The 12677-nt window shown below is 71.7% G+C and carries 9 protein-coding genes; all 9 read left to right on the top strand.

Annotation, left to right across the window (positions count from 1 at the left end):
- Positions 1-4 precede the first annotated feature (4 nt).
- The 9 genes from DQ241_RS03580 to rpoB all read left to right on the top strand — a co-directional run bounded on the left by DQ241_RS03580 (position 5) and on the right by rpoB (position 12609).
- A complete protein-coding gene (locus DQ241_RS03580; RefSeq protein ID WP_113828726.1) occupies positions 5-1387 on the top strand; it encodes an MCE family protein in 1383 nt (460 codons plus the stop codon).
- Entirely contained in the window at positions 1384-2454 is a 1071-nt protein-coding gene (locus DQ241_RS03585) for an MCE family protein (RefSeq protein WP_113828727.1), read from the top strand. Before DQ241_RS03580 ends, DQ241_RS03585 begins: the two co-directional genes overlap by 4 nt.
- Positions 2454-3482 carry an MCE family protein gene (locus DQ241_RS03590; RefSeq protein ID WP_113828953.1) on the top strand — a complete coding sequence of 343 codons (1029 nt, stop codon included), beginning with the start codon at positions 2454-2456 and terminating at the stop codon, positions 3480-3482. Before DQ241_RS03585 ends, DQ241_RS03590 begins: the two co-directional genes overlap by 1 nt.
- Positions 3482-4711 (top strand): MCE family protein, encoded by a 1230-nt coding sequence (locus DQ241_RS03595; RefSeq protein WP_113828728.1) that lies wholly within the window; start codon positions 3482-3484, stop codon positions 4709-4711. The genes DQ241_RS03590 and DQ241_RS03595 overlap by 1 nt, the downstream gene beginning before the upstream one ends.
- Positions 4708-5991: an MCE family protein gene (locus tag DQ241_RS03600; protein WP_113828729.1), complete on the top strand. Its 1284-nt coding sequence runs from the start codon at positions 4708-4710 to the stop codon at positions 5989-5991. The genes DQ241_RS03595 and DQ241_RS03600 overlap by 4 nt, the downstream gene beginning before the upstream one ends.
- Positions 5988-7280, top strand: coding sequence for an MlaD family protein (locus tag DQ241_RS03605; protein ID WP_113828730.1), 1293 nt, complete (start codon positions 5988-5990; stop codon positions 7278-7280). Before DQ241_RS03600 ends, DQ241_RS03605 begins: the two co-directional genes overlap by 4 nt.
- A 44-nt stretch (positions 7281-7324) precedes the next feature.
- Positions 7325-7996: a hypothetical protein gene (locus tag DQ241_RS03610; protein ID WP_113828731.1), complete on the top strand. Its 672-nt coding sequence runs from the start codon at positions 7325-7327 to the stop codon at positions 7994-7996.
- 4 nt (positions 7997-8000) lie between these two features.
- A complete protein-coding gene (locus tag DQ241_RS03615; RefSeq protein ID WP_113828732.1) occupies positions 8001-8741 on the top strand; it encodes a hypothetical protein in 741 nt (246 codons plus the stop codon).
- A gap of 475 nt (positions 8742-9216) precedes the next feature.
- On the top strand, positions 9217-12609 hold the full coding sequence (gene rpoB / locus DQ241_RS03620) for a DNA-directed RNA polymerase subunit beta (protein WP_158545869.1): 3393 nt from the start codon (positions 9217-9219) through the stop codon (positions 12607-12609).
- The last annotated feature ends 68 nt before the right edge of the window (positions 12610-12677 follow it).

The raw sequence follows: 12677 nt of genomic DNA on the forward strand, positions 1-12677 counted from the left end.
GGCGATGAGTTCCGGGAGAGGGGCGGTCCTCCGCCGGCGCATCCAGGGGCTGGCGTTCCTCGTCGTCCTGGTGACGCTGCTCGGGCTGGCGGTGGCCACCTACAACAAGGCGTTCACCGACGTCGTCGAGGTGACGCTGGAGACCGACACCGCGGGCAACCAGCTCAAGGAGGCGTCCGACGTCAAGGTCCGCGGCGTGATCGTGGGCGAGGTGCGCGACGTGTCGGCGGACATGGACGGCGCGCGCATCGAGCTGGCGCTCAAGCCGGAGGCCGTGGAGCAGATCCCGGCCGACGTCACCGCGCGGCTGCTGCCCAAGACGCTGTTCGGGGAGCGCTTCGTCTCCCTGGAGATCCCCGAGCAGCCGACGGCCGAGCGCCTGGCCGAGGGCGACGTCATCGGCCAGGACCGCAGCGAGAACGCCATCGAGCTGCAGCGGGTGGTCGACGACCTGCTCCCGCTGCTGCAGGCGGTGGAGCCGGCCGACCTCTCCTACACCCTCGGCGCGGTGGCCGACGCCCTGCGCGGTCGCGGCGACTCGCTCGGGGAGAACCTGGCCTCGGTCGGCACCTACGTCAGCGACCTGAACACGGTGCTGCCCGACCTGCAGGCCGACATCTCCGGCCTCGCCGACTTCGCCGACACCTACGAGTCGGCGGCCGACGACCTGCTCGCGGTGCTGGACAACCTCGCCGTCACGAGCACGACGCTGGTCGACCAGTCCGAGCAGCTGCGCCGCACGTTCAGCGTCGGCGACGCCGCCGGCGCGGTCACGGCCGGCTTCCTCGAGACCAACGAGGCCAACCTGATCTCGCTGGCGGCGACGTCGCGGCCGGTGCTCGGCGTCTTCGCCGAGTACTCGCCCGAGTACCCCTGCCTGCTCGACGGCCTGACCCGGTTCAACCCGATGATCAGCGAGGCGTTCGGCGCCGACGGGGATCCCGCGCTGAACCTGAACATCACCGTCACGCTGCCGCCCCGCAACCCCTACGTGCCGGGTGACCAGCCCGAGTACCTGGACCAGAGCGGGCCGGACTGCCGGGGGCTGACCGACATCGACGGGCTGATCGCGGCGGCCGCCCAGGGCGAGTACTACTGCCCCGTCCCGCCGCTGGACGGCGTCGACTCCCCGGACAACCCGCTCTCGGGCAACCCCAACTGCCTGGGCGGTCGCGGACCGGAGGACGTCCCGGAGGGCGCGGGCGACCCCAACAACCCGCAGCTGGGCAACTCCCTGCCGCCCAGCCTGGCCGGATCGACAGCGGAGCTGGACTTCGTGCGCAACATCCTCGCCTACCAGACCGGACGGGAGCCCGCGGACGTGAGCGACCTCGCCGCCTCGACGATGGCGCCGCTGCTGCGCGGGACCCAGGTGGCGTTCCGGTGAGGGGCGCGCTGCGCGGTCTGGGCGGGCCGCTGACCAAGCTGGTCGTCTTCATCCTGGTGACCGTGCTGGCCAGCTACGTGCTGGTGAGCACCATCTCCAACGCCGGCTACGGCGAGCAGGTCGTCTACCGCGCGGAGTTCAGCGACGTGGCCGGCCTGGTGAAGGGCGACGAGGTCCGGATCGCCGGCGTGCGGGTCGGGCAGGTGACCGGCATCGGCCTGGCCGAGACCACCGAGCGGCCGACCGCCGAGGTGGAGTTGGAGGTCAGCGCCGACGTGCCCCTGCCCGCGGGCGTGCGGGCCACGATCAAGTACCGCAACCTCGTCGGCCAGCGGTACGTCGCGCTCACCGAGGGCGACGGCTCCGGCGGTCGGACCCTCGAGGAGGACGACGTCATCCCGCTGGCGCAGACGCGGCCGGCGCTGGACCTGACCACCCTGTTCGGGGGGTTCCAGCCGCTGCTGCAGGCGCTCTCGCCGGCGGACATGAACCGGCTGTCCTACGAGATCATCCAGGTCTTCCAGGGCGAGGGCGCCACGATCGAGGGGCTGCTGGCGCACGTCGCCTCGCTGACCGACTCGCTCGCCGACAAGGACGCGGTGATCGGCAGCGTCATCGACAACCTGAGCACGGTGCTCGGTTCCGTGGCCGCCCGGGACGAGCAGCTCTCCGGGCTGATCGTGAGCCTGCAGCAGTTCGTGACCGGGCTGGCCGGCGACAGCGAGGCGATCTTCGACTCGCTGCAGACCGTCGACCAGCTCGCGGCGACCACCACCGGCTTCCTCGAGGACGCCCGCGCTCCGCTGGCCGCGGACATCCGGGCGCTCGGCGAGCTGTCCGGCAACCTCGCCGACACCGGGGACGTCCTGGAGGGCTTCCTGCAGCTGGCGCCGACCAAGATCGACCTGATCACGCGGACGGCCATCAACGGCAGCTGGTTCAACTTCTTCCTGTGCGGGGCGAGCGGCTACCTCGTGCTGCCGGCGACCGACCCCGCGACCGGCGAGGAGATCGGCGTCAACGTCCCGGCCGACGGCCTGAGCAACGGCGAGCGGGGGTGCGGCTGATGGCCCGGCACCCCAGGCCCTTCCGCGACCGCAACCCGGTCACCATCGGCGCGATCAGCCTCACCGTCATCGCGGTGCTGGTCTTCCTGGCGTTCAACGCCCAGTCGCTGCCCCTCATCGGTGGCGGCACGGTCTACCGCGCCCAGTTCTCGGAGGCCGCCGGGCTGCGCCCCGACGACCCGGTGCGGGTCGCCGGCGTCAAGGTCGGCCAGGTGGAGAAGCTGTCCCTGGAGGACGGCGCGGTGATGGTCGAGTTCCGGGTGGAGGACGCCTTCGTCGGCGACCGCTCCGAGGCCGCCATCAAGATCGAGACCGTCCTCGGCGCGAAGTACGTCGCGCTCGTACCGCGCGGGGCCGGGGAGCTCGACCCGGAGCAGCCGATCCCGCTGGAGCGGACCGCCTCGCCCTACGACGTCGTCGAGGCCTTCGCCGACCTCTCGACCACCGTCGAGGAGCTGGACACCGCCCAGCTGGCCAGCTCCTTCGAGGTGCTCTCGGAGACCTTCGCCGAGACGCCGGACGAGGTGCGCACCTCGCTGGAGGGCCTGGCCCGGCTGTCGGACACGATCGCCTCGCGCGACGCCCAGCTCGAGCAGCTGCTGACGGCCACCCGCTCGGTCACCGAGGTCCTGGCCGACCGGAACGGGGAGTTCACCCAGCTGATCCTCGACTCCAACACGCTGCTCACCGAGGTGCAGGAGCGGCGGCAGCTGATCGACTCGATCCTCACCAACACCCAGCGGCTGAGCACCGAGCTCTCCGGTCTGGTGGCCGACAACCGCGAGGCGCTCACCCCGGCGCTGCAGCAGCTCGGCACGGTCACCGACATCCTCGCGCGCAACCGCGACAACCTGGCGCAGACGGTGAACAACCTCGCGCCGTTCGTCCGGGTGTTCACCAACACCCTGGGCAACGGCCGGTGGTTCGACAGCTTCGTGGACAACCTGCTGCCCGGCGTCGTCGGCAGCGTCATCTGCGGTGGCCCGGGTGTGGCGGGCCTCCCGATCAGCTGTGCGGAGGGCAACTGATGAGCGGCTCGCTGCAGCGCGGGGTCGCGCTGGCCGCCGCGCTCGTGCTGGTCGTGGCGGTCGGCTGGACGATCCTGAAGCCGGCCGGCCAGTACCGGGTCACGGCCTGGTTCGGGCAGACGGTGGGGCTCTACCCCGGCTCGGACGTGCGGATCCTGGGCATCGAGGTCGGTGACATCACCGCCGTCGAGCCGGAGGGCGACCGCGTGCGGGTGGAGATGCTCATCGACGAGGACTACGACATCCCGGCCGACGCCGACGCCGTCGTGCTCGCCCCCTCGCTGGTCTCCGACCGCTACGTCCAGTTCTCGCCGGTCTACTCCGGCGGCGCGACGATGGAGGACGGCGCCGAGGTGCCGCTGGAGCGCACCGCGACGCCGGTGGAGCTCGACCAGGTGTACGGCGCGCTCGACGAGCTCTCCGTGGCGCTCGGCCCGACCGGGGCCAACGCCGACGGCGCGCTGCAGGACCTGCTGGCCACCGGCGCGGAGAACCTCGACGGCACCGGCGACGACCTCAACCGCACGCTCACCGGCTTCTCGCAGGCGGTCGAGACGCTGGCGGAGAACCGGGACGGGCTGTTCGACTCGATCGACAACCTGCAGACCTTCACCAGCGCCCTGGCCACGATCGACGCCCAGGTCGGGCAGTTCAACGACAACATGGCCGCGGTCGCCGACCTGCTCGAGTCCGAGCGGGAGGACCTGGCCGAGGCCGTCCGGCTGCTGTCGGCCGCGCTGGGCGACGTCGCCGGCTTCGTGCGGGACAACACCAACCTGCTGAGCACGAACGTCGACAAGCTGGCCGACGTCACCCTGGCCCTGGTGCAGCAGCGGTCGGCGCTGGCCGAGGTGCTCGACGTGGCGCCCGCGGCGCTGGGCAACCTGTCCCACGCCTACAACCCCGACTACGGCACGCTCGACACCCGGGACAACTCGCTGGGGGCGACCAGCCCCGAGGTCATGGTCTGCCAGATCCTGTCCTCGGCCGGACGGCTCCAGGTGGATCTGGACCTCGACCCGGCCACGCCCGGCCTGCAGCTGCCGCGGCTGGACGGGATCTGCAGCCGGCTGCTCTCCGGCGACGCGAACGCCGACGGCGCCTACGACGACGTCGACGGCGACGGCGTCCCGGACCTCCAGGAGCTGCTCACGGCCCTGTTCGGCGGCGCATCGGCGCCGGCGTCGGGCCCGCTGCTCGGCTTCCCGAGCGTCGGGGGCCAGCAGTGAACCGCCCCGTCGCGCGGACCGCGGCAGCCGCGGCGGCCCTGGTGCTGCTCACCGGCTGCGGCTTCCGCGGGGCCTACTCGTTCGGACTGCCCGGCGGCGCCGACCTGGGTGACGACCCGTACACGGTCGAGGTGGAGTTCCTCGACGTCCTGGACCTGGTGCCGCAGTCCGGCGTCCGGGTCGCGGACGTCCCCGTGGGCCGGGTGGAGGAGATCGAGCTCGGCGACGACTGGACGGCACGGGTCACGCTGAAGGTCAACGGCGACGTCGAGCTGCCGGCCAACGCGGTGGCGATGATCCAGCAGTCCTCGCTGCTGGGGGAGAAGTACGTGGAGCTCGCCGCGCCGGGCGGTGAGCAGGCGCAGGGCACGCTCGAGGACGGCGCCCTGATCCCGCTGGCGCGCACCAACCGGAACGTCGAGGTCGAGGAGCTCCTGGGCGCGCTCTCGCTGGTGCTCAACGGCGGCGGCCTGGCCCAGCTGCAGACCATCAGCCGCGAGCTCGGCGACGTCATGGAGGGCCGCGAGTCGGACCTGCGCGCCACGTTGGAGCAGCTGGACACCCTGATCGGCGGGCTGGACGACCAGAAGTCGGAGATCAACCGGGCGCTGGACAGCGTGAACGCGCTGGCCGGGACCCTGGCCGAGCGCACCGGCACGCTCGAGACCGCCCTCGACACGATCGGCCCGGGCCTCGACGTCATCACGCAGCAGCGCGACCTGCTGGTGCAGATGCTCGACAGCCTGGCCCGTCTCGGCGACGTCGGGACCCGGATCATCCAGCAGGCCGGGGAGAACACGGTCGAGGACCTGCGGCTCCTGCAGCCGATCCTCACCCAGCTCGCCGCCGCGGGGCCGGACCTGGCCGGCTCGCTGGACCTGCTGCTCACCTACCCCTTCCCGGCCAGCTCCGTGCTGGGCGCCGGCGACGGCGGGGACGTGCCGCTGAACTACCGGGTCGACCAGCGGACCGGGGGGTACGCGCTCTTCGCCAACATGACGGCGACCCTGGAGCTGGACCTCACCCAGGCGCTGTGCCGCTACCTGGTCGACCCGGTCACCGGGGCGCTCGAGGAGCTCGAGCCCCAGGACCTGGCGGGCGACACCTGCGGTCAGCCGGGCACGCCGCCCGGCAACCAGGGCACCACCGGCGGGAGCGGTGGCTCGCCCGACGCCTCGACGTTCAGCCTCCTGCCCGAGGGTGTCACCGGTCTGCTGCCGGGGCCCCAGTCGCCGGGGGGCCTGCTGGGTCTCCCGCTCCTCCAGGGAGGCCGGCCGTGATCACCCGCACGACGAAGCTCCAGCTGATCGCCTTCCTCACCGTCGCCGTCCTCGGCATGGCCTACCTCGGCTTCAACTACGTGGGCCTGGACCGGCTGGTGCTCGGCAGCGGCTACGAGGTGGCGGCGGACTTCGAGGACTCCGGCGGCATCTTCGTCAACGCCGAGGTCACCTACCGGGGCGTCTCCGTGGGCCGGGTCAGCGACATGCAGCTGCTCGAGGACGGCGTCCGCGTCGTCATGGACATCGAGCCCGACACCGACCCCATCCCCGCCGGCACGAGGGCGATCGTCGCCACCCGCAGCGCGGTGGGGGAGCAGTACGTGAACCTGCAGCCCGACGACGACGAGGGGCCCTACCTCGAGGACGGGTCGGTCATCCCGCAGGACCGCACGGGCATCCCGGTGCCGGTGGAGCAGCTGCTGCTCGACGTCGACCGGCTGGTCGGCTCGATCGACCAGGACGACCTGCGCACGGTCGTTGACGAGCTGGGCCAGGCGTTCAACGGGGCCGGCGACGACCTGGGCCGGCTGATCGACAACGGCGACCTGCTGCTCACCCGCGCCGAGGAGTCGCTGCCGCAGACCCTGGCCCTGATCACCGACGGCCGCACCGTGCTCGACACGCAGGTGGCCAGCCGCTCGGCGATCCAGCAGTGGGCCAGCGACCTGCGCGCGGTGAGCGACACGCTGGTGAGCAGCGACCAGGACATCCGCGGGTTGCTGGTCAACGCCCCGGACGGCGGGCAGGCGCTCCAGGACCTGGTCGAGCGCGCCGGGCCCGGTCTCGGGTCCCTCGTCCGCAACGTGGACATCCTCAACGAGGTGACCATCCCGCGCCTGGACGGCGTCGAGCAGCTGCTGGTCACCTACCCCGACGTCGTCTCCGGCGGCTTCAGCGTGGTGCGCAACGACGGCGGGGAGATGCGGGCCCACTTCGGGTTCGTCCTCAACGCCGGTGACCCGCACGCCTGCACCTCCGGCTACTACGGGACCGGGCAGACGCGCAGCGTCGACGCCGTGGCGAGCGCGGACGTCGAGCAGGTCCGGTGCGACGTCGTCAACGGGGCGGACCCGAACCCCGGCGACGACGTCGACGAGAACGGCTCGAACATCCGCGGCGAGCAGAACATCGGCCGATCGGGTGGTGTGGCCGGCTCCGGTCCGCAGAGCGGCGCCGGATCCCTGCCGCCGCTCGGTAGCCTCCTCGACGGTCTGCTGGGTGGGCTGGACGACCTGCTCGGCGGCCTGCTGGGCGGCGCGGTCCCGTTCGCCCGCACGGCGGGCTGAGCGGTGTGCCGCCGGCGACCACGAGACGACGAGGAGGACCGCGGGTGACCAGCGACGCCCGGACGCGCGCAGGGGAGGAGGACGACGTGACGACGACGGAGACCTCACCCGGCGAGGTGCCCGACACCGGAACGATCGACGGCACCGCCCCCGAGCCGCTCCCCGCGGCGGAGGGGGACGCGCGGGCTGAGGGCACCACGCCGGCCGAGGAGACCCCCGGCCGCAGCCGCGGCGGCCGTCCGACCCTGCCGCTCGTCCCCGTCCTCGCCGTGCTGCTGGTCGCGCTGCTGGCCGTCGGCGGGTGGCTGTGGGCCACCCGCACCGGCAGCTCGGCGGTGACCACCGCCGACCACGACGAGGCGCTGCTCGCGGCGCGAGCGGGCGTGGTCGACCTGACCTCCTTCGACCACCTGACCCTCGACGACGACATCGCCGAGGTCGAGGGCATCGCCGTCGGCGACCTGCGCGAGGAGACCGTCGCGCAGCTGCAGGAGCGCCGCGACCAGATCACCGAGGCCCAGGCCGTGGTGAGCACCGAGGTCATCGGCGCGGGCGTCACCGAGGCCGACGGCTCCGCCGCGACGGCCCTGCTGGTCATCCAGTCGACGCAGGAGAGCGCGGTCGCCGAGCAGGCGCAGGTCGTGAAGTACCGCATCCAGGTGGAGCTGCAGAAGGTGGACGGCCGCTGGATGCTGTCCGGGATCTCGGGACGGTGACCGCGTGACCCAGACGCCGGAGGACCGGTCCCGCCCCACGCCGCGCCCGCGGCCGACCCCCCAGGCGCGCGCCGCGCGCCCCTCGCCGCGGCCCCGGGTCGCCGGCAGCCGGCGCGAGCGCGAGGAGGCACCGGTCGCGGCGAGCACCGCCACCGGCCGGCGCACGGCCGCGCGGGAGCCGGCCGGCACGCCGGCCGCCGAGGGGGACCGACGCCGCTTCCCGGCGCTCGCCGCCCTGCTCGCCGTGCTGTGCCTGGTCGCCGCCGCCGGCGTGGCCTGGCTGACCTACGAGCGGCTGAACCCCCGGTACGTGGACCCGTCGGTGTTCAGCGCCGCGCGCAGCGCCGTCGAGGACCTCTACGCCTACGACTACCAGGACTCCGAGGGGAGCGTGCAGCGCAAGCTCGCCGTCCTCACCGGCGACCTGCGCGAGCAGTACGAGGCGGAGCTCGGGCAGGGCGGGATCATCGAGACCTACGAACAGGTGTCGGCGACAACCAGCTACGAGGTGCTCGACGTCGCGCTCCAGGACGTCAACGACGCCCAGGACACCGCGACCGTGGTCGTCTTCGGCTCGTACGTGGCCAAGTCGGTGACCAGCGGCAACGGCGAGGCGCCCGAGGGATCGGAGTGCTCGGTCACGCCCGAGGGCGCCCAGTCCTGCGTGCAGACCCTGCGTATCCGGCTGCTCCAGGTCGACGGCGACTGGAAGATCAGCGAGCTCACCCAGCTCACGACCAGCTGACCGGCCGCGGCGTGGCGGTCCCACCGGGGCGCCCGCTTTGGCATCATGGGCCCGGCGCACCACCCTGCCGGCCGGTCTCCCGGCCAGCACGGTCCGCGCGGATGTGGCACCGGTCGCACCGGTACCCCCGACGTGGACATCGTGCAACAGCAGGGGTAGGGTCTCCGGTTGCGCTGCCCTCTGACTGCCTGCCCGCGAAGACGGGTCACGACGGCTGCCCGGGATCCCACCGGGCGGAGCCTCCTCGTCGACCGTCCCAGCGGGTGCCCGCCGTCGCGGACAGCCTCGCCATTACCGACGACGACCCAGGACGACCCGCACCCACCGCCCGCACGTCGTGAGGTCCTTGGAAGGACGCATCTTGGCAGGCTCTCGCCCCACCAGCATCAACCCCAGCACCACCGAGTCCGGCACCACCCGCACCGCCCCCGCGCCGCAGGCCGGCCCCCGCACCGGCGAGGCCGACCAGCAGAAGATCCCCGGCGCTCCGCTCCGCGTCTCGTTCGCCAAGATCTCCGAGCCGCTCGAGGTCCCGGATCTGCTCGCCCTGCAGACCGCCTCGTTCGACTGGCTGATCGGCAGCCCCGAGTGGCGGGCCACGCTCTCGCCCGAGGAGCAGGAGTCCGCCGTCGGCGGCCTCGCCGAGATCCTCGAGGAGATCTCCCCGATCGAGGACTTCAGCGGCTCGATGTCGCTGTCCTTCTCCAACCCGCGCTTCGAGGACGTCAAGGCGTCCCTCGAGGAGTGCAAGGACAAGGACATGACCTACGCGGCGCCGCTGTTCGTCACCGCCGAGTTCATGAACAACACCACCGGCGAGATCAAGTCGCAGACGGTGTTCATGGGCGACTTCCCGATCATGACGAACAAGGGCACCTTCGTCATCAACGGGACCGAGCGCGTCGTCGTCTCGCAGCTGGTCCGCAGCCCCGGCGTCTACTTCGACAAGACCCTGGACAAGACCTCCGACAAGGACGTCTTCTCGGCCAAGGTCATCCCCAGCCGCGGTGCGTGGCTGGAGTTCGACGTCGACAAGCGCGACACCGTCGGCGTCCGCATCGACCGCAAGCGCCGCCAGCCGGTCACCGTGCTGCTCAAGGCGCTGGGCTGGACCGAGGACCGGATCCGCGAGCACTTCCAGTGGTCGCCCACCGTCCTCGCCACCCTCGAGAAGGACCACGTCGCCGGGCAGGACGAGGCCCTCCTCGACATCTACCGCAAGCTGCGGCCGGGCGAGCCGCCGACGCGCGAGTCGGCGCAGGCGCTGCTGGAGAACCTCTTCTTCAACCCGAAGCGCTACGACCTGGCGAAGGTCGGCCGCTACAAGGTCAACAAGAAGCTGGGCGTCGAGGTGCCGCAGAGCACCAGCACGCTGACCGAGGACGACATCGTCGCCACCATCGAGTACGTCGTGCGCCTCCACGCCGGCGAGCCCGACCACGGCGTCGACGACATCGACCACTTCGGCAACCGCCGCCTGCGCACCGTCGGCGAGCTGATCCAGAACCAGATCCGGGTCGGCCTCTCCCGCATGGAGCGCGTGGTCCGCGAGCGGATGACGACCCAGGACGTCGAGGCGATCACGCCGCAGACCCTGATCAACATCCGGCCGGTCGTCGCCTCCATCAAGGAGTTCTTCGGCACCAGCCAGCTGTCCCAGTTCATGGACCAGACCAACCCGCTCGCGGGCCTGACCCACAAGCGCCGCCTGTCGGCGCTGGGTCCGGGTGGTCTGAGCCGCGAGCGGGCCGGCATGGAGGTCCGCGACGTGCACCCCAGCCACTACGGCCGGATGTGCCCGATCGAGACGCCGGAAGGCCCGAACATCGGCCTGATCGGCTCGCTGTCCTCCTACGGCCGGGTCAACGCGTTCGGCTTCATCGAGACGCCCTACCGGCGCGTCGTCGACGGCCAGGTCACCGACCAGATCGACTACCTGACCGCCGACGAGGAGGACCGCTTCGTCGTCGCGCAGGCCAACAGCCCGCTCGACGCGCAGGGTCGCCTCGCCGAGGAGCGCGTCCTGGTCCGCACCAAGGGCGGTGAGGTCGACTACCTCGCCCCCGAGAACGTGGACTACATGGACGTCTCGCCGCGGCAGATGACCTCGGTCGCGACCGCGATGATCCCGTTCCTCGAGCACGACGACGCCAACCGCGCGCTCATGGGCGCCAACATGCAGCGGCAGGCGGTGCCGCTGCTGCGCAGCGAGGCCCCGCTGGTCGGCACCGGCATGGAGCTGCGGGCCGCCGTCGACGCCGGCGACGTCGTCGTGGCGGAGAAGGCCGGTGTGGTCGAGGACTCCACCGCCGACTACGTCACCGTCATGGCCGACGACGGCACCCGGCAGACCTACCGGCTGCTGAAGTTCCGCCGCTCGAACCAGGGCACCTCGATCAACCAGACCCCCGTCGTCGACGAGGGCCAGCGCGTCGAGGTCGGCCAGGTCATCGCCGACGGTCCCTGCACCGACCAGGGCGAGATGGCGCTGGGCAAGAACCTGCTCGTCGCCTTCATGCCGTGGGAGGGCCACAACTACGAGGACGCGATCATCCTGTCGCAGCGCCTCGTGCAGGACGACGTCCTGTCCTCGATCCACATCGAGGAGTTCGAGGTCGACGCGCGTGACACCAAGCTCGGCGCCGAGGAGATCACCCGGGACATCCCGAACGTCTCCGAGGAGGTCCTCGCCGACCTCGACGAGCGCGGCATCATCCGCATCGGTGCCGAGGTCGTCCCGGGCGACATCCTCGTCGGCAAGGTGACGCCGAAGGGCGAGACCGAGCTGACCCCCGAGGAGCGCCTGCTCCGCGCGATCTTCGGCGAGAAGGCGCGCGAGGTGCGCGACACGTCGCTGAAGGTCAAGCACGGTGAGTCCGGCAAGGTCATCGGCGTCCGCGTGTTCTCGCGCGAGGACGGCGACGAGCTGCCCGCCGGCGTCAACGAGCTGATCCGGGTCTACGTCGCCCAGATGCGCAAGATCTCCGACGGCGACAAGCTCGCCGGGCGCCACGGCAACAAGGGCGTCATCTCGAAGATCCTGCCGCAGGAGGACATGCCGTTCCTCGAGGACGGCACCCCCGTGGACATCGTCCTCAACCCGCTCGGCGTGCCCGGCCGCATGAACGTCGGCCAGGTGCTGGAGACCCACCTCGGGTGGATCGCCAAGCAGGGCTGGGAGGTCAACGGCGACCCGGAGTGGGCGAAGAACCTGCCCGAGGCCGCGAAGGCCGCCGCGCCCGGCACCCGGACCGCGACGCCGGTGTTCGACGGCGCCAAGGAGGACGAGATCATCGGCCTGCTCGGCTCGACGATCCCGAACCGGGACGGCAACCGGATGGTCCAGGAGACCGGCAAGGCGCGGCTGTTCGACGGCCGCTCCGGCGAGCCGTTCCCCGAGCCGATCTCGGTGGGCTACGTCTACATCCTGAAGCTGCTGCACCTGGTCGACGACAAGATCCACGCCCGCTCGACCGGCCCGTACTCGATGATCACGCAGCAGCCGCTGGGTGGTAAGGCGCAGTTCGGTGGTCAGCGCTTCGGCGAGATGGAGTGCTGGGCGATGCAGGCCTACGGCGCGGCCTACGCGCTGCAGGAGCTGCTCACCATCAAGTCCGACGACATCCTCGGCCGCGTCAAGGTGTACGAGGCGATCGTCAAGGGCGAGAACATCCCCGAGCCGGGCATCCCCGAGTCGTTCAAGGTGTTGCTCAAGGAGCTGCAGTCGCTCTGCCTCAACGTCGAGGTGCTGTCCGGCGACGGGCAGGCGATCGAGCTGCGCGACACCGACGACGAGGTCTTCCGGGCCGCGGAGGAGCTGGGCATCGACCTCAGCCGCCGCGAGCCGAGCTCCGTCGAGGACGTCTGATCGGCAGCCGGCCGGCCCTGAGCAGTCGGGGCCGGCCGGCTCCCCCCTCCAAGCCATAGAAGCGAAGC

The sequence above is a fragment of the Blastococcus sp. TF02A-30 genome, assembly GCF_003319185.1.
Lineage (GTDB): Bacteria > Actinomycetota > Actinomycetes > Mycobacteriales > Geodermatophilaceae > Blastococcus.